This is a genomic window from Streptomyces venezuelae (genome assembly GCF_008642335.1).
GTDB lineage: Bacteria > Actinomycetota > Actinomycetes > Streptomycetales > Streptomycetaceae > Streptomyces > Streptomyces venezuelae_F.
This window is the reverse complement of record NZ_CP029191.1, coordinates 2,471,199-2,487,342: the sequence shown is the minus strand read 5'-3', so window position 1 is coordinate 2,487,342 and position 16,144 is coordinate 2,471,199. Positions and strand designations below refer to the sequence as shown.

Below are 16,144 nucleotides of genomic sequence, written 5' to 3'. Positions count from 1 at the left end.
TCAGTCCTCCTTCCCGCCCAGGCCGAACCAGCGCGCCTGGCCGATCGTCACCACCGCGATGATCAGTGCGAGGAGCACGGCGCCCGCGCTGCCGAGGCCGAGGTTCTGTTCGCGGCCGAGCGCCGTGTAGTAGAGGTAGACGAGCGGCGGGCGGGCGTGGGGCGGGTAGCCGCTGGACGTCGAGAGCAGGTTGTAGAACTCGTCGAAGGCCTGGAAGGCGTTGATGACGAGCAGCAGCGTGACGGCGACGGAGGTCGCGCGCAGCTGGGGGAGCGTGATGTGGCGCAGGACCTGCCAGCCGGGCCGGGCGCCGTCCACCGCCGCCGCCTCGTAGAGGGTGGGGGAGATGCGCTGCAGGCCCGCGAGGAACAGGATCATGTAGAAGCCGGCCTGGAGCCAGAGCCGTACGGTGACGATGACCAGCCAGTACCAGGGCGGATCCGTCGTCGAGAGCCACGCCGTCTGGTCGACGCCGAACCAGCCGAGGACCGTGTTGGCGAGCCCGAACCGCACCCCGTTGAAGATCGACAGCTTCCAGATCATCGCTGCCACGACGTAACTGCACGCCGCCGGGAGGAAGAAGACCGAGCGGAAGAACGCCTGGGCGCGGCGCAGGCGGTTCACCATGAGGGCGAGCGCGAGCGACAGTACGAAGGTCGTGGGGACGATGAACGCCGAGAACACCGCGAAGGTGACGAGGCTGTCGGTGAACGCGTCGTTCCGCAGCATCGACGCGTAGTTGTCGAAGCCGATGAAGTCGTCGGGCGAGACGGTGTTGTGGGCGTCGAAGAAGCTGAGGTACACGCTCCAGGCGAGCGGTACGTACGTGAAGAGGATCAGGCCGAGCGCGAACGGGCCGACGAAGATCCAGAACCAGAGGGTGCGGTTCTGGGTGCCGAGGAGACGGCTGCTGCGTGGCCGGGTGCCGGGGAGCCGGTCGCCGAGGGGAGCGCGGGTCACGACTTCTTCTTGACCCGGTCCAGCTCCGCCCGCACCTTGCGCACGACGGACTTGAGCTCGCTCGCAGGATTCGCGCCGGACTTGATGATCCGGCTCAGCGCGTCCTGGTAGGCGGTGCGGCTCGCCGGGGTCCAGAGGAGCGGCTCGGAGTAGCCGTACTCGGTGGAGTAGCGCACCGCGTCCGCCGCAGCGCCCTCCTTCAGCTTGTCGGCCTTCTTGGCGAGGGAGAGCCTGGCGGGGATGTGGAAGCCGTACGAGAGCGCGAAGTCCTCCTGGTACGCGGTCCTGTCGATCCACAGCCACTTGAGGAAGTCCTTCGCCTCCGTCTTGTGGTCGCTGCGGGCGCTCACCGCCGCGCCGTACGACCCCACGGGCAGCGACGGCTTCCCGTCGGGGCCGTCGGCGGGCAGCGCAAGGACGCCGAAGTCGTCGCCCAGCTCCTTCTTCACGGCGGGCAGTGCCCACAGGCCGCACCACTGCATGGCGGTCAGCTCCTGCACGAACGCCGACGGGTCCGACCAGTCGGCGGGCGCGCCGAGCAACAGCGACTTGTCGGCGTACAGTTGACGCAGCTTGCCGAGGGTGCGGGCGGCCGCCGGGTCGTCAAAGCCGACCTCGCCGTCCTCGGTGACGGAGGAGAGCCCCGCCGCGTACAGGGGCGTGACGCCGAGGGCGCCCGCTCCGCCGTCGTTGCCGAGGAAGAGGCCCTTCACGTCCTTCGTGGTCAGCGCCTTCGCCGCGTCGACCAGCTCGTCCAGGCTCTCCGGCGGCCGGACACCCGCGTCGTCGAGGAGGCTCTTGCGGTAGTAGAGCAGGTGCATGTCGACGACCTGAGGGATCGCCCAGATCTTCCCGTCGTACGTCTTGGGGGCGAGGACCACCGGGTTGAAGTCGTCCTTCACGCCGTCGAACAGCTCGGTGAGGTCGACGACCTGGCCCTCGCGGATCTGGTCCAGGGACGGGCCGTTGACCTCGAACACGTCGGGGCCCGAGTCGGTGAGGAGCGCGGCCGCGGTCTGCTCGTCGTAGTTGCCGGGGCGCCACTGGACGGCGACGTCCGCCTTCTTGTACGCGGCCGCGTACCGCTTCACGGCCTGCTCGGTGCCCGGCTCGCCGTACTGGTGGTACCACTGCGCGAGCCGCGGGCCCTTGCCGCCCGAGCCGCCGCCGTCGCGCCCTGTGTTGGACCCGCACGCGGTGAGCAGCCCGAGGGCGGCGCCCGTCGCACCCGTCCCGAGAAGTGTCCTGCGGCTGATGGCCATGCTGGTCGTCCCCCTGCGTGACGTAGGTGTGTGCCGGGCCCAACGATCAACCATGCAGAGGGATTACGACAGGGGTGTTGCGGCCGAGTGTCGGCCCGCCGGGGCTTCCCACATCTGTCAGTACTCCGTAAAGGAGGACCCATCGTGTGTATGCACCACGTCAAGGACGACCCCGGGACCGCGCAAACGTTCTATGGTGCCGCACATGGGACACAACAGGACGAGACAGGGCGTCGTACGGGTCGGGCCTGGGGAGCCGTACGGATCCGGGACGCCGTACGCGACCGTCTCGGACCGCGGCTGGGCGCACGACGTACGCTCCGGCGTCTTCTGCGCGTTCGCGCTCTTCGGGCTCGTCCTCCTCATCGACTGGGCCAACGGCACGCTCGGCCTCCTCCGCGCCGCCTGCCTCTGGGCGCCGCTCTCCGTACTCCTGTACGTGGTGCTGCACCCGGTGCGGGTGACGGCGGGCCCCGGCTGGCTGGCCGTGCGGGGCCTCGGCCGCCGCAGGCACGTCTGCACCTGTCTGCTCACCGCCGTGCGCCACAGCGAGGGCGTCGCCGCGCGGCTCGTCCTCTGCGACTCGCTGGGCAACCGCGTCGAGCTCGACCCGCAGATCCTCGTAGACAACCCGCTGCTCCTGCACCGCCTCGACACGGGGGCCCGCTCCGCGCTGGAGTCCGGCCTGCTGCGGACCGGCCACACCGAGCTGCGGAGGCTCACCGAGCGCGCCGACGACACGACGGCGCGCGGCGTCTTCGAGGCGTCCGACCTGCACTGAGCGGGACCTTCGGCCCTGGGAGCGGCCGGGTGGGGCGGCGGACCGTGGAGACATGGACAACCTGTCGTCCGTGGACACGACACGCGCAGCCCGTGTCACAGTCGTAGGTGTGGACATCACGACCCGCGCCGATCTCAACGTGCTCCTCCGCCGCTTCTACACCGCGGCCTTCGCCGACCCGCTGATCGGCCCCTTCTTCACGGAGATCGCCGGCACCGACCTCGACGTGCACATGCCGCGCATCACCGACTTCTGGGAGCGCGCGCTCCTCCGCTCCGCCGAGTACCGCCGCAACGCGTTCGCGCCGCACGTCGAGCTGCACTCCGCCCGCCCGCTGACCGCCGAGCACTTCGGCCGCTGGGTGCAGCTGTGGCACGCCACGATCGACGGGCGGCACCAGGGGCCGAACGCGGACCGCGCGAAGGCGCAGGGCGAGCGGATCGCGGTCGCGATGCTGCGCCGCCTCCACGGCAAGGACGCGTCGACCGCGGGCGAAGGCCCCGGATTCATTCCGCTGGCGGCGCTGGATCTCCGCAGGGCGGCCTGAGGCCCCCCGGGGGCTCAGGTGCTCTTCAGCCCTTCGTACCGCACGCCCGTCAGCCCCTCGGACGCCGCCCACAACCGCTCGCCGGCCACGTCGTTCCGCGTCCACGTCGCCCGCCAGGACCGCGTGGGCGACCCGCGCCACCCGAGGGGACCCGGGCCGATGAACGCGTCGGGCCGCACGCCGGGCGCCGTCGCCGCGTACAGCGTGGGCAGCGCACCGGCCGTCGCGGGCTGCGCGACGAGACGGTTGGCGAGCGCCGCGAAGCGTTCCGCGCCCCTGCGGCCCTCCATCTTCGGGCCCGCGCTCTGCAGGTTCGTCGAGGCGTAGCCCGGGTGGGCGGCGGCCGCGACGGTGTCGGCGCCGGTCGCGGCCAGGCGGCGGGCCAGCTCGTGGGTGAAGAGGAGGTTGGCCGTCTTGGAGCGGCCGTAGGCGACCCAACGGCGGTATGTGCGCTCGCTGTTGAGGTCGCCGATGTCGATGTTGGCGAGCGCGTGCAGGCCGGAGGAGACGGTGACGACGCGCGCGCCGGGGGTCTCCATGAGGCGGGGGAGCAGGAGCCCGGTGAGGGCGTAGTGCCCGAGGTGGTTGACGCCGAACTGCGTCTCGAAGCCGTCGGTGGTGCGGCGGTAGGGGAGTGCCATCACGCCCGCGTTGTTGACGAGCAGGTCGAGACGCGCGCTGTCGTACGCCTCCACGAACCGCCGTACGGACGCGAGGTCCCCGAGGTCGAGGGCGCGGAACTCGGCGTGGGCGCCCGGGACCTCACTGAGCAGCCGCCCGACCGCCGCGCCCCCGCGCTCCTCGCTGCGGCAGGCGAGGACGACGCGGGCGCCGCGGCGGGCGAGTTCGCGCGCCGTGACGTAGCCGATGCCGCTGTTGGCGCCGGTGACCACGGCGGTGCGGCCGCTCTGGTCCGGGATGTCGTGCGCGGTCCACGCCGCCATGGCAGTGCTCCCTCGTCGTCGGCTTCTCGACTTACCGTTGCTTACTCAACGGTAAGTCGAGTGAGGGAGCCTACGGCAGAGGGCCGCCGGTCAGGCCGCGGCGCCGCCGTCGATCACCAGATCGGCGCCGACCACCGAGCCGGACTCGTCGGACGCCAGGTACAGCACCGCCGCGGCGACCTCCGCCGTCGACGACACGCGGCCCAGCGGCGTCGACTCCTTCATGCGGGCCGCCCGCTCGGCCTCGGTCTCGCCGGGGCGGAACGACATGGTGGTGTCGGAGGAGCCGGGGCTGACGGTGTTGATGCGGACGCCGTCCCGGATGTGCTCGGCGGCGGCCGCGCGGCTCAGCGCGGAGACAGCGGCCTTCGTCGCCCCGTAGGCGGCCAGGCCCGGCACGCTGGTGTGCGCGCCGAGGTTCGAGGCGATGTTGACGACGGCGCCGCCCGCGGGCTGCGTCCGCATCTGCCTCACCTCGGCCTGGAGCGCGAGGAGTACGCCGGTGACGTTGATGTCGAGCATCGTGCGCCAGTCCTCCTCGGGCAGGTCGGCGACCGGCTGTCCGGCGCGCAGGACACCCGCGTTGTTCACGGCGACGTCGAGGGAGCCGAAGCGGTCGACGGTGGCGGCGACGAGCGAGGCGAGGTCCGCGGAGCGGGAGACGTCGGCGGTGACGGCGAGCGCCTTGCCGCCCGCGGCCTCGACGAGGTCCACGGTCTCCTTCAGGGTGCTTTCGGTGCGTCCGGCGACGACGACGTTCGCGCCCTCGGCGGCGAAGGCGAGCGCGATGGCACGGCCGAGGCCCGAACCGCCGCCGGTGACGAGGGCGGTGCGGCCGGCGAAGCGGGTGCGAGGGGCGTGAGCAGTCATGACGGACTCTTTTCTTGACCGATCGGTTCAGTATGAGGGCAAATGAAAGAGGGTTGCGCAGGAGGTGAAGAAAGCGGTCGTCAGTCGAGCAGGGCCAGCGCCTGCTCCACCGCGTCCCGCACCCGCGCCGGGTCCTTGGACGCCTTGCCGACCACGCGCAGGCCCTGCATGACGACGAGCAGCATGCGGGCGAGCGTCAGCGGATCGCGGCCCTCGGGCAGCTCGCCCTGTGCCCGCGCCCGGACCAGCGCGGAGTGCAGCAGCGTCTCCAGGTGCTCCCAGCTGCGCTCGACGCGGCGGGCGGCGGACTCGTCGTGCGGGCCGAGCTCGGCCGCCGTGTTCGTGATGAAGCAGCCGTTCAGGCGCCCTTCGCCGGTGGACGCCTCGGTTCCGAAGCGGCGCAGCAGCGCACGGACGGCGGGCAGGGCCGGGCCCGGCTGGGAGAGCTCGTCGAGCAGGCGCGGGTTCTGGTGCGTCGCGTACCGCTCCAGCGCCTTCAGGTACAGCTCGTGCTTGTTCCCGAAGGTCGCGTAGATGCTCGCGCGCCCGATGCCGAGCGCCTCCACGAGGTCCGCCATCGACGTCGCCTCGTAGCCGCGCCGCCAGAACAGCTCCAGGGCCGACTGCAGCGCGGCGTCCGGATCGAATTCCTTGGTCCTGGCCACGAGGGGAACGCTACGTCTTTCTGGAACGACCGGTCAAGGAGTTTCTGGAACGAGCGGTCAAGCAACCCGTACCGGGTGCACCGCCACCGACACCTCCTCGTCGTCCAGGCACCGCCCCGTCTCCAGGTCGAACCGCTGCTTCAGGAGCGGCGAGGCGACGAACGGCCGCCCCCGTTCCGTCCCGAGCAGACCACGGGAGAGGACCGCGGCGCCCGTGAACGGGTCGCGGTTGTCGATCGCGTACGCGCGGCCCTCGCGGTCGAGGAAGAGCGCGGCCTGCCGGCCGTCGGGCAACAGGGCCGCGAGGCCCCGGCCCGGCACGAGCTGCGTACGGTCGCAGATCTCCAACCAGTCTTCTTCGTGACGGAGTTGGATGCTGACGGAGGTCGAGCCGCTCATCGCGTGGCTCCTTCCAGGGGGCGGGTGCCGATGGACAGAAGGGGGAGGTCGGGCTTGATCTGGTCGCGCTCCGGGACGAAGCCGACCGTGGGGTCCGGCACACCCGGCGCGTTCACGAAGGAGACGAAGCGCGCGAGCCGCTCCGGGTCGTCCAGCGTCTCGGCCCACTCGTCGCGGTAGTGCGTGACGTGCGCGGCCATCAGTGACTCCAGCTCGTCGCAGATGCCCAGCGAGTCGTGGACGACGACGTCGCGGACGTGGTCGAGGCCGCCGTCGATCCGGTCGAGCCAGGCGGCGGTGCGCTCGAGGCGGTCCGCGGTGCGGATGTAGAACATGAGGAACCGGTCGATGAGACGCACCAGTTCGGCGTCGCCGAGGTCCTGCGCGAGCAGGTCCGCGTGGCGCGGGGTCGCGCCGCCGTTCCCGCCGACGTACAGGTTCCAGCCGCTCGCCGTGGCGATGACGCCGAAGTCCTTGGACTGGGCCTCCGCGCACTCGCGGGCGCACCCGGACACCGCCGACTTCAGCTTGTGCGGGGCGCGCAGGCCCCGGTAGCGCAGCTCCAGGTCGATGGCCATGCGCACGGAGTCCTGCACGCCGTAGCGGCACCAGGTCTGCCCGACGCAGGACTTCACGGTGCGCAGCGCCTTGCCGTACGCGTGCCCGGACTCGAAGCCCGCGTCCACCAGGCGCGTCCAGATCATGGGCAGTTGCTCGACGCGCGCGCCGAACAGATCGATGCGCTGGCCGCCGGTGATCTTCGTGTAGAGCCCGAAGTCCCGTGCCACCTCACCGATGACGATCAGCTTCTCGGGTGTGATCTCGCCGCCGGGGATGCGGGGCACCACCGAATAGGAGCCGTTCTTCTGGAGGTTGGCGAGGAAATGGTCGTTGGTGTCCTGCAGCGCGGCCTGCTCGCCGTCCAGGACGTACCCCTGCGCTCCGATCGACGGCGCGAGCGACGCGATGATCGAGCCGACCGCCGGCTTGCACTCGTCGCAGCCCTCACCGCCCCGCGCCTCCTCACGGCCGTGCCCGTCGAGCAGCTCGCGGAACGAGGTGACGCGCAGGGCGCGCACGATCTCGTACAGCTCCTGGCGGGTCTGCGCGAAACACCCGCACAGCCCGTCGTCACCGCTCTTCGGCAGCAGCTGCCCGATCACCTTGAGGCAACTGCCGCAGCCCGTACCGGCCTTGGTGCACTTCTTCACCTCGGGCAGACTGGAGCAGGCGCAGATCGCGTCCTTGGTGACGTTGTGACAGTTGCAGATCACCGCCGAGCCGGGCAGCGCCTCCGGGCCGAGCGCGACCGGGGCGCCCGCGCCTGCGGGCAGCACCAGCTGTTCGGCGGGCACCGGCGGCACGGTCCCGGTGAGCGGCCGCAGCACCCCGTACTGCTCGGCGTCGCCGACGAGGATGCCGCCGAGGAGCTCACCGTCGGGCGACATCACCAGCTTCTTGTACGTGCCCGAGCGCGAGTCCGTGTAGACGACGTCGAGGCAGCCCTCCGCCGCGCCGTGCGCGTCGCCGAACGACGCGACGTCGACGCCGAGGAGCTTCAGCTTGGTGGAGAGGTCGGCGCCGGTGAAGCTCGCCTCCCGGTCGGCGATGTCGGCGGCCGCGGTCTGCGCCATCTCGTAGCCCGGCGCGACCAGGCCGTAGACGCGGCCGTCCGCCGCCAGCGCGCACTCGCCGATCGCGTACACGTCCGGATCGCTGGTGCGGCACCGCTCGTCGACCGTGATGCCGCCGCGCTCGCCGACCGTCAGACCGTGGTCGCGGGCCAGCTGATCACGCGGCCGCACGCCCGCCGAGAACACCACGAGATCCGTGGCGAGTTCACTCCCGTCGGACAGCCTCATGCCCGTCACGGCGCCGTCGTCGCCGGTCACGATCTCCTGCGTGCCGGTGCCGGTGTGCACGGTCAGGCCCATGCCCGTGATGGTCCGCAGGAGCGCCGCGCCACCGCCCTCGTCGACCTGCACGGGCATCAGCCGGGGCGCGAACTCCACGATGTGCGTGGCGAGTCCGAGGCCCTGCAGCGCACCCGCCGCCTCCAGGCCGAGCAGCCCGCCGCCGACGACCGCGCCGGTCGTCGCGTGCCGCTTCGCGTACTCCTCGATGGCCAGCAGGTCCTCGATGGTGCGGTAGACGAAACAGCCCGTCGCGTCCTTGCCGGGCACCGGCGGCACGAACGGGTAGGAGCCGGTGGCGAGCACGAGCTTGTCGTACGCGAACACGGCGCCCGAGCGCGCGGTGACCGTCCTCGCCTCGCGATCGAAGCTCTCCGCCGCGTCGCCGACGTACAGCTCGATGCCGTGCTCGTCGAGGAACCCGCGGTCGGTGAGGGAGAGTTCGTCGGGGGTGCGGCCCGAGAAGTACGAGGTGAGCTGCACGCGGTCGTAGGCCGGACGCGGCTCCTCGCACAGCACCACGATGCGGTGGGTCGACGTGAGGCCCTGCGCGGCGGCGGCTTCGAGGAAGCGCTGGCCGACCATGCCGTGGCCGACGAGCACGAGGGTGGGGCGGGGGAGCGGGGTCTGTGCGGGCGTTGGCATGTCAGCGGCCTCCGTCAGAGGTGAGCAGGTGGAGCAGGGGGCTGTCGTCGTCGGGCAGCGGGTCGTCGGCCTCCCAGGCGCGGGCGAGCGCGCCGACCGCGGTGAGCTCGCCGAGCAGCACGCCGCCGACGAGGCGGCCGTCGCGGACGACGACCCTGCGGTACGTGCCGCGCGTGGCGTCGGCCAGCTGCACGACGTCGTCGTCGGGGCGCGGCTCCGGGTCCCCGAAGGCCGCGAGGTCCAGCGGGCCCGGGCCCGGCAGGGTGAGGCGGGTGAGGGTGCGGGTGCCGGTGTAGGGGCGCGGGGCGGTTCCGTCGGTGGGTGTGTGCCCCAGCGCCGCGGCGAGCGTGTCGGCCTGCTCGACGGCGGGCGTCGCCAGGCCGTACACACGGCCCGCGTGCTCCGCGCAGTCCCCGACGGCCCGGATGTGCGGGTCCGACGTCCGCAGCAGGTCGTCCACGACGACGCCTCGGCGCACGTCGAGCCCGGCTGCCTCGGCGAGACCGGTGCGGGGCCGCACACCGCAGGCGAGGACGGTCACATCGGTGTCCAGCAGATACCCGTCGGCGAGTTCGACGTGGCGCACGGTCCCGTCGGTGACGCGGACGCCGCGCACCCGGCACTCGGTGTGCACCTCCACGCCCAGGTCCGTGAGGTGCCGCCGCACCAGCTCCGACGAGGCCGGGTCGAGCTGCCGCTCCATGAGCCGCTCGGCCTGCTGGGTCAGGACGACCTGGGCGCCCCGCACCGCCAGGGCGCGGGCCGCAGAGACGCCGAGGAGGCCGCCGCCGATGACGACGGCCCGGACGCCCGGCGCGACCGCCGCCGACAGGGCGAGGCAGTCGTCCATGGTCCGGAACGCGTGCACCCCGCAGGGGAGTTCACGGGCACCGGGCGCGAACAGGCCGCGCAGCGGCGGCAGGACGGGGTTCGAGCCGGTGGCGAGGACGAGGGTTCCGTACGGGACGACGCTGCCGTCCGCGCAGTGCACGCGCCGCCCGACACGGTCGACGCGGACCGCGCGGGTGCGCAGCACCATGCCCTGCGGGGTCGGCAGGGCGATCACGTCGGGCCCGTACCGGCCCGCGAGGACCTCGGCGAGCAGGACGCGGTTGTACGGGGCGTGGCTCTCCTCGCCGATCAGGACGGTGTCCGCGCCGAGGCGCTGCGCCACGCGGGCGCCCGCGAGGCCCGCGCCGATCACCACCACACCGTCGCCCGGTGCGGCGCCGGGGGCGGTGCCGGGGGCGGTGCCGGCGGCTGTCGGCCGCGCTGAGGAGGTCATGCCGTGAAGCCTGCGGTGCCGGTGTTACCCGGCAGGATCGCTCCTGTTTCCCTGGCGGAACGCTGCCCTCAGCGGGGGCGGGGAACGCCTGTGAGGGCCCGTTGCTTAACCGCCGTTGAGCCGATCCTCAAGGCTGCCTTAAAGAACCGTCGACCGCCGCTGACCAGCGGATTCCGGGCCCTCACCGCGCCTAGTGTGCCGCCGTGACCACCGACGCAGCCGACCCCCGACTCGACGCGTACCCGGCCTTCGCCGCGTACCTGCGCCAGCTGGACGCCCCGCTGGACCAGGGCATTCCGCCGATGCCCGAGGAGGCGCCGCGCGTGCCCGGGGCCGGGCGGCGCCGGACCCGAAGGACCCGGGAGGCGCCCCGCGTCACCCCCGCCCCGCCCCTCCGCATCTCACCCCGCACCCTGCACACCGGCATCGTCGACGGCGCCCTCGGCGTCACCGCGATGTGGGCCGTGCAGGCGGAGCCGTCCGCACGGCTCGACGTCCTCTTCGCCACCGGGGCGCACCTGACGGGACTGCTCGCCGGATACGGCATCCTCGTCATGCTCTTCCTGATGGCCCGCGTCCCCGCCGTCGAGCACGGCGTGGGCGCCGACCGGCTCGCGCGGACCCACGCACTCGGCGGCCGGTACGTGCTGAGCCTCTGCGCCGCCCACGCCGTCCTCGCCCTCTGCGGATACGCCGCCCACGCCGACACCGACCTCCTGCACGCCGCCCTCGACCTGCTCGGCTACCCGGGGCTCGCCGCCGCCACCATCGGCACCGCCCTCCTCGCCGCCGTCGGTGTCACCTCCGCCCGCGCCCTGCGCCGCCGCGTCCGGCACGAGACCTGGCGCGCCGTGCACCTGCTGACCTACCTCGGCGCCGCCCTCGCCTTCGCCCACCAGCTCGCCGGGCCCGACATCGCGGGCGGCGTCCTCTCCCTCGGGCTCTGGTCGCTGCTGCACGCCACGGTCGCCGTGCTCCTCGTCTGGTACCGCGTCGTCGTACCCGTACGGCAGGCGCTTCGGCACAGCCTGCGCGTCATCGGCGTACACGATGAAGGACCCGGTGTCGTCTCCGTCGTCGTGCAGGGCATCGGCGTCGACGCGCTGCGCGCCGAACCCGGCCAGTTCTTCCGCTGGCGGTTCCTGCGGCGCAGGCTCTGGCACACCGCGCTGCCCTTCTCGCTCTCCGCGCCCGTCCGCGACGACACCCTGCGCATCACCGTCAAGGCGGCCGGCGACCACACCCGCCGCATCCGGCGCCTCAGGCCCGGCACCCGCGTCCTCGCCACCGGCCCGTTCGGCGCGCTCACCGCGCACCGGCGCACCCGGCGCAAAGTGCTGCTCCTCGCGGGCGGCGTCGGCATCACCCCCATGCGGGCGCTCTTCGAGACGCTGCCCGGCGGCCCCGGCGACCTCACCCTGCTCTACCGCGCGGCCGACGCCGAACAGCTCGTCCTCAAGGAGGAGCTGGAGGCCATCGCGCGGAGGCGGCAGGCGGGGCTGCACTATCTGCTCGGCCGCTCCGACGCGTCCTTCGACCCACTGGCCCCGCAGGCCCTGCGCAACCTGATCCCCGACCTCGCCGACCACGACGTGTACCTGTGCGGCCCGCCCGGCATGGCGGCCGCGGCGACCACGGCGCTCGTACGGGCGGGCGTGCCGGAGGACCGCATCCACGCGGAGTGCTTCACGTTCTGAGAGCGCCCTTCACCTCGGTCACTCCGAGCACCCCAGTCACCCCGAGCGTTCGAGAAAGCAGGTCATGGGACGCCACCGCAGACCCGTCGCCCCCGCCCAGGGACCCACCCTGCAGGCCCGCAGGAAGCTCGCCGCGGGCCTCGCCGGGGCGAGCGCGCTCGTCGCCGCGGTCCTCGCCGTCACGGTCGACCCGGCGGCGCCCCCGGCCCCCGACCGCCCCTCGGCAGACGCCCCCGCACCTCAGGCCGCACCCTGAGACGGCCCCCGACTGCGGGATAAGGTCGCGATCATGCCTGACATATCCCTGACCACGGTCGTCGTCCTCTGTCTCGCCGCTCTCGCGGCCGGCTGGATCGACGCCGTGGTCGGCGGCGGGGGACTGCTGCTGCTTCCCGCCCTGCTGCTCGGCCTGCCCGGCGGCACCCCGGCCGCGCACGCCCTCGGCACGAACAAGGCCGTCGCGATCGTCGGAACGACGGGCGCCGCGGTGACGTACGTCAGGAAGACACCCGTCGACGTGCCGACAGCGGTCCGCATCGGCCTCGCCGCGCTCGCCGGTTCGATGGGCGGCGCGTTCTTCGCCGCCGGGATGAGCACCGACGTGCTCAAGCCCGTGATCATGGTGGTGCTGCTCGCCGTCGCCGCCTTCGTGATCCTCAAGCCGGCGTTCGGCACGGCGCCCGCCACCGGCCCCGCCTCCCCGAAGCGGATCCTCGCCGCGATCGGCCTCGCGGGCCTCGGCATCGGCTTCTACGACGGGCTCATCGGGCCCGGCACCGGCACGTTCCTCGTCCTCGCCCTGACCGCCGTGCTCCACCTCGACCTCGTCTCGGCCTCGGCGACCGCGAAGATCGTGAACTGCTGCACCAACGCGGGTGCCCTCGCGATGTTCGCCTGGCAGGGCGCGGTCCTGTGGCAGCTGGCCGGTCTCATGGCCGTCTTCAACCTGGCGGGCGGCATGTTCGGCGCGCACACGGCGCTGAAGAAGGGCAGCGGGTTCGTCCGCGTCGTGCTCCTGACGACCGTCCTCGGGCTCGTGGTGAAGATGGCGTACGAGCAGTGGCTGGCCTGACGGCCGCCGCGGGGCGTCAGCGGACCGCGGTGAGGTGCGCGAAGACCACGACGTTGCCCTGGTAACCCGTCTGCTTCGAGTACTTGCCGCCGCACGTGATGACCCGCAGTTCCGGGCGTGACGCGGCGCCGTACACCTTCTCGTCGGGGAAGTCCGCCGCGTCGTACACCTCGTTCGCGTGGACCGTGAAGACGGCGACACTGCCGTCCCTGCGCTCGACCTCGATCGTGCGGCCCTTCTGCAGCGCGCCCAGCTCGTAGAAGACGGCGGGCCCCTCCTTGTTGTCGACGTGGCCCGCCACGATGGCGGTGCCGCGCTCGCCGGGCGTGGTGCCGGCCTCGTACCAGCCCGCGAGGTTCTTGCGCTCCGGCGGCGGCACGTCGAGGCTGCCCTGCCGGGTCAGGCCGAGGCCCATCAGGGGCGTGTCGACGCCGATGGCGGGGATCCGCACGCGGTCGGGCGGGGACGGGGGGAGGGGAGCCGTGCCGTGCTCGCCCGTCGAAGGGGCCGTGGCTCGCGCGGTCCGGGCGCTCTGGTCGCTCTGGTCGCTCTGGTCGGTCTGCGCGGCTTGTGCGGCGGACGGCTGGGGCGGTGGGTGCGACGCGGATCCGCTGCTGAGCAGCCACGCCCCGGAGCACAGCGCCACCGCGCTGACCGTGCCTATGACGGCGTTGCCTGCTCTGCGGCCGACGCCGGACCGCGTACGCGACCGTGCGCGGAGGCGCGTACGCAGGCGCGTGCGGAGTCGCGTACCGGTTCGCGTGCGGCGCATACGACGACCTCCTCGGGTCGGGCGGGCCGGTCCCCTCGTCCCCCTCCCGGCCCGCGAGGGGACACGGGCCGGGAGGGGGCGGGGGCGGCGGTACCGGTGGACAGCGGAGGGTGTCCGTCAGATCCTGTCGCCTCTCGCCCGGCGATGCAGGAGCCAGGTACCGCCCGCGGCGGCGACGGCCAGGGCCGCCACTCCCGCCGCGGTCTGCACGGGGTCGGGGCCGAGTGCGCCGCCGACCCCCGTCTTCACGTGCCCCTTGGGGAGCTGCCGCTGGTGGCGTTCACCCGCGGCGGCGGTGGAGGTGATCGTGACCATGAGATCGCCCGCGATCCGCTTGTCCTTCGCACCGGATCCGCCGGACCCGGAGCACTTCGCGACGATCTCGTACGTGCCCGGCTGCGCGGACGGCGGCACCTCGAACCGCCCCGCGGCGGTCTCGCCGCCGTCCGGACGCCTGCCCGGGGCCATCGTGAACGTGCCCGCGCCCACCGCGCTCGCGTCGCCGGCCGCCGTGCCGCCCGGGCCGCAGGCGGTGGTGTGCACGGTGACGGCGGAGCCGGGGGTGACGGTGGCGGGACGGATCTCCAGGCCCCCGGCGGGCGGGCCGGGAGCGGCGGCCGCGGGGACGGCCAGAGCGCCCGCAGCCACGGCGAGAGCGGTACCGGTCAGCAGACGGGCGTAGCGCATGTGGTCGTTCCTCCGAGGGCCTTCGTACGGGCACGGCCCGCGGCACCCCCAAGTGCCGCTGCGTCGGTCGAACCCCGCTCTACCGAGGTAAGTGGCACTCGGCGGCCCACGCCTCCTGATGGGGCATCAGAAAGGTGGCGTGCGGCCGCCTCCTGACGCAGCGGGAGGAACGTTCCAGCAGGTCACCGGCGTGCCGAGCCCCCGTGCCCGAAGGGCGCGCGGCGCGCCTGTGAATGGGTGACCCGGTCCCGCGGTACGACTCCGCGCCGGGGCGGCCCGGCCGTCAGACGGTGTCCCACGGCACGTCCTCGTACACCCCCGCCACGCGCGCCATCAGCTGCTCGTCGACCCCGTACGCGACGTCGTCGATCCGCCGCACGGGACGTACTCCCCACGCGTTCGTGACGAAGGCCGCCCGGTACGAGGGGAGGTCCGCGAGGGTCACGGGGGCGTGCCGGCTGGGCAGCCCCGCGGCGGGCAGGCGCGACTCGACGAGCCGCATCGTGATGCCGGCCAGGTGCGGCGCGTCCGGCCAGACGATGCCCGCGCCGTCGAAGAAGGCGACGTTCGTGACCGCGCCCTCGCTGACCTCCCCGCCGGGACCGGTGAGCAGCACCTCGTCGAAGCCGTCGGCCCGCGCGAGCTCCGCGTGGCGGGCCTGCCCGAATCCGCCCAGGTGCTTGATGTGGGCGAAGGGCCGCTGATACGCCACGGAACGCAGCGACTGCGCCCGCTCCTCCATGGTGGCGGGCAGCTCCGTGGGCGGCCGGACGGTGACCAGGTGGGACGGCTTCCCGGCCGGGGCGTGGACGTAGACCCGTACGGACGCGTCCGTGATGTCGTCGCGCAGGATGTGCCGGACGAGACCGCGCACGTGCTCCCCGTCGACCCCGTCCCCGAACAGTTCACGCGTGGCCGCGTCGAGCCGTGCCAGATGCAGGTCGAGGCCGCGCACCCTGCCGCCCCTGACCTGCATCGCGGTGAAGTGGCCGGTCTGGACGAGGGCGGGCCACAGGAGGCTCTCGGCGGTCGCGGGCCGCCCGTCGACCTCGACGCGCTGCGCCAGTTGTGCCGGTGTGGGGCCGGTCATGCGGACACGTCCTCCTGTTCCTTGTCGTTCTCCGCGGTGCCCTCGCAGGAGCCCGTCGCGCACGGGATCCGCTTCTCCACGAGGCGCCGCGGGCCGGGGCCGCGTGCGCCCAGCGTGTCCCACGTGTTGGACAGCGCGCACCTGGACAGGGAGAGACAACCGCAGCCGATGCAGTCGGTGAGGTTGTCGCGCAGCCGCTGCAGGGTCCGTATGCGGGTGTCGAGGTCCTCGCGCCAGCACTCGGAGATCCTCGCCCAGTCCGCGCGGTTCGGCGTGCGGTCCTCGGGGAGGAGGGCGAGCACCTCGCGGATCGTGGCGAGCGGCATGCCGAGCTGCTGCGAGGTGCGGATGAAGGCGACCCGGCGCAGGGTGTCGCGGCTGTAGCGGCGCTGATTGCCCGATGTGCGGCGGGACGTGATGAGCCCTTCGGCCTCGTAGAACCGCAGGGCGGAGGGGGCGACCCCGCTGCGCGCTGCGAGCTCGCCGATGGTGGCTTCCTTGGCTTTCGGTGCGAGGCGGTGCGTCATGCGGTCAGCGTAATGAGCCCCCGCCGCG

17 protein-coding genes are annotated in these 16,144 nt (G+C 73.0%); 5 read left to right on the top strand and 12 right to left on the bottom strand.

Annotation, left to right across the window (positions count from 1 at the left end):
* The gene (locus tag DEJ49_RS11135) at positions 1 to 960 is read right to left on the bottom strand and encodes a carbohydrate ABC transporter permease (RefSeq protein WP_150183990.1); all 960 of its coding nucleotides are present in this window, start codon (positions 958 to 960) and stop codon (positions 1 to 3) included.
* Positions 957 to 2,222, bottom strand: a complete 1,266-nt coding sequence (locus DEJ49_RS11130; RefSeq protein ID WP_190329319.1) for an ABC transporter substrate-binding protein — start codon at positions 2,220 to 2,222, stop codon at positions 957 to 959. Before DEJ49_RS11130 ends, DEJ49_RS11135 begins: the two co-directional genes overlap by 4 nt.
* Before the next feature lie 205 nt (positions 2,223 to 2,427).
* Here DEJ49_RS11130 and DEJ49_RS11125 point away from each other — a divergent pair, with 205 nt between their 5' ends.
* Both DEJ49_RS11125 and DEJ49_RS11120 read left to right on the top strand, forming a co-directional pair.
* Positions 2,428 to 3,003 carry a hypothetical protein gene (locus tag DEJ49_RS11125; protein WP_150183989.1) on the top strand — a complete coding sequence of 192 codons (576 nt, stop codon included), beginning with the start codon at positions 2,428 to 2,430 and terminating at the stop codon, positions 3,001 to 3,003.
* A gap of 109 nt (positions 3,004 to 3,112) precedes the next feature.
* Complete coding sequence (locus DEJ49_RS11120; RefSeq protein WP_223832794.1) at positions 3,113 to 3,550, top strand: group III truncated hemoglobin; 438 nt, start codon at positions 3,113 to 3,115, stop codon at positions 3,548 to 3,550.
* Between the two features lie 14 nt (positions 3,551 to 3,564).
* On the opposite strand, the gene DEJ49_RS11115 is transcribed toward DEJ49_RS11120, so the two are convergent.
* The 6 genes from DEJ49_RS11115 to DEJ49_RS11090 form a co-directional block, all read right to left on the bottom strand.
* Positions 3,565 to 4,494, bottom strand: coding sequence for an oxidoreductase (locus DEJ49_RS11115; RefSeq protein WP_150183987.1), 930 nt, complete (start codon positions 4,492 to 4,494; stop codon positions 3,565 to 3,567).
* 90 nt (positions 4,495 to 4,584) lie between these two features.
* Positions 4,585 to 5,364, bottom strand: a complete 780-nt coding sequence (locus tag DEJ49_RS11110) for an SDR family NAD(P)-dependent oxidoreductase (protein WP_150183986.1) — start codon at positions 5,362 to 5,364, stop codon at positions 4,585 to 4,587.
* A gap of 80 nt (positions 5,365 to 5,444) precedes the next feature.
* Entirely contained in the window at positions 5,445 to 6,029 is a 585-nt protein-coding gene (locus DEJ49_RS11105) for a TetR/AcrR family transcriptional regulator (RefSeq protein WP_150183985.1), read from the bottom strand.
* 57 nt (positions 6,030 to 6,086) lie between these two features.
* Positions 6,087 to 6,428, bottom strand: a complete 342-nt coding sequence (gene nirD, locus DEJ49_RS11100; RefSeq protein WP_150183984.1) for a nitrite reductase small subunit NirD — start codon at positions 6,426 to 6,428, stop codon at positions 6,087 to 6,089.
* Positions 6,425 to 8,986 (bottom strand): nitrite reductase large subunit NirB, encoded by a 2,562-nt coding sequence (gene nirB / locus DEJ49_RS11095; protein ID WP_150183983.1) that lies wholly within the window; start codon positions 8,984 to 8,986, stop codon positions 6,425 to 6,427. The genes nirD and nirB overlap by 4 nt, the downstream gene beginning before the upstream one ends.
* 1 nt (position 8,987) lies before the next feature.
* On the bottom strand, positions 8,988 to 10,196 hold the full coding sequence (locus DEJ49_RS11090) for an NAD(P)/FAD-dependent oxidoreductase (protein ID WP_150188158.1): 1,209 nt from the start codon (positions 10,194 to 10,196) through the stop codon (positions 8,988 to 8,990).
* 377 nt (positions 10,197 to 10,573) lie between these two features.
* On the opposite strand from DEJ49_RS11090, the gene DEJ49_RS11085 reads away from it, so the two are divergent.
* The 3 genes from DEJ49_RS11085 (at position 10,574) to DEJ49_RS11075 (ending at position 13,040) form a co-directional block, all read left to right on the top strand.
* Positions 10,574 to 11,968, top strand: coding sequence for a ferric reductase-like transmembrane domain-containing protein (locus DEJ49_RS11085; RefSeq protein ID WP_150188157.1), 1,395 nt, complete (start codon positions 10,574 to 10,576; stop codon positions 11,966 to 11,968).
* A gap of 64 nt (positions 11,969 to 12,032) precedes the next feature.
* A complete protein-coding gene (locus DEJ49_RS11080) occupies positions 12,033 to 12,224 on the top strand; it encodes a hypothetical protein (protein WP_150183982.1) in 192 nt (63 codons plus the stop codon).
* A 33-nt stretch (positions 12,225 to 12,257) separates the two neighbouring features.
* A complete protein-coding gene (locus tag DEJ49_RS11075; protein ID WP_150183981.1) occupies positions 12,258 to 13,040 on the top strand; it encodes a sulfite exporter TauE/SafE family protein in 783 nt (260 codons plus the stop codon).
* Between the two features lie 16 nt (positions 13,041 to 13,056).
* On the opposite strand, the gene DEJ49_RS11070 is transcribed toward DEJ49_RS11075, so the two are convergent.
* The 4 genes from DEJ49_RS11070 to soxR all read right to left on the bottom strand — a co-directional run bounded on the left by DEJ49_RS11070 (position 13,057) and on the right by soxR (position 16,116).
* A complete protein-coding gene (locus tag DEJ49_RS11070) occupies positions 13,057 to 13,812 on the bottom strand; it encodes a class F sortase (protein WP_150183980.1) in 756 nt (251 codons plus the stop codon).
* Positions 13,813 to 13,929: 117 nt separating this feature from the next.
* A complete protein-coding gene (locus DEJ49_RS11065) occupies positions 13,930 to 14,499 on the bottom strand; it encodes a hypothetical protein (RefSeq protein ID WP_150183979.1) in 570 nt (189 codons plus the stop codon).
* Between the two features lie 283 nt (positions 14,500 to 14,782).
* Entirely contained in the window at positions 14,783 to 15,589 is an 807-nt protein-coding gene (locus DEJ49_RS11060; protein WP_150183978.1) for an aminotransferase class IV, read from the bottom strand.
* A complete protein-coding gene (gene soxR / locus DEJ49_RS11055) occupies positions 15,586 to 16,116 on the bottom strand; it encodes a redox-sensitive transcriptional activator SoxR (protein ID WP_150183977.1) in 531 nt (176 codons plus the stop codon). Before soxR ends, DEJ49_RS11060 begins: the two co-directional genes overlap by 4 nt.
* Positions 16,117 to 16,144 lie beyond the last annotated feature (28 nt).

Bases quoted from the DNA above. Each gene is read 5' to 3' on its own strand.
- DEJ49_RS11110 (WP_150183986.1), bottom strand. From the start codon at position 5,364: ATGACTGCTCACGCCCCTCGCACCCGCTTCGCCGGCCGCACCGCCCTC.
- nirD (WP_150183984.1), bottom strand. From the start codon at position 6,428: ATGAGCGGCTCGACCTCCGTCAGCATCCAACTCCGTCACGAAGAAGAC.
- DEJ49_RS11115 (WP_150183987.1), bottom strand. From the start codon at position 4,494: ATGGCGGCGTGGACCGCGCACGACATCCCGGACCAGAGCGGCCGCACC.
- DEJ49_RS11085 (WP_150188157.1), top strand. From the start codon at position 10,574: ATGCCCGAGGAGGCGCCGCGCGTGCCCGGGGCCGGGCGGCGCCGGACC.
- DEJ49_RS11075 (WP_150183981.1), top strand. From the start codon at position 12,258: ATGCCTGACATATCCCTGACCACGGTCGTCGTCCTCTGTCTCGCCGCT.
- DEJ49_RS11080 (WP_150183982.1), top strand. From the start codon at position 12,033: ATGGGACGCCACCGCAGACCCGTCGCCCCCGCCCAGGGACCCACCCTG.
- soxR (WP_150183977.1), bottom strand. From the start codon at position 16,116: ATGACGCACCGCCTCGCACCGAAAGCCAAGGAAGCCACCATCGGCGAG.
- DEJ49_RS11130 (WP_190329319.1), bottom strand. From the start codon at position 2,222: ATGGCCATCAGCCGCAGGACACTTCTCGGGACGGGTGCGACGGGCGCC.
- DEJ49_RS11125 (WP_150183989.1), top strand. From the start codon at position 2,428: ATGGGACACAACAGGACGAGACAGGGCGTCGTACGGGTCGGGCCTGGG.
- DEJ49_RS11065 (WP_150183979.1), bottom strand. From the start codon at position 14,499: ATGCGCTACGCCCGTCTGCTGACCGGTACCGCTCTCGCCGTGGCTGCG.
- DEJ49_RS11070 (WP_150183980.1), bottom strand. From the start codon at position 13,812: ATGCGCCGCACGCGAACCGGTACGCGACTCCGCACGCGCCTGCGTACG.
- DEJ49_RS11060 (WP_150183978.1), bottom strand. From the start codon at position 15,589: ATGACCGGCCCCACACCGGCACAACTGGCGCAGCGCGTCGAGGTCGAC.
- nirB (WP_150183983.1), bottom strand. From the start codon at position 8,986: ATGCCAACGCCCGCACAGACCCCGCTCCCCCGCCCCACCCTCGTGCTC.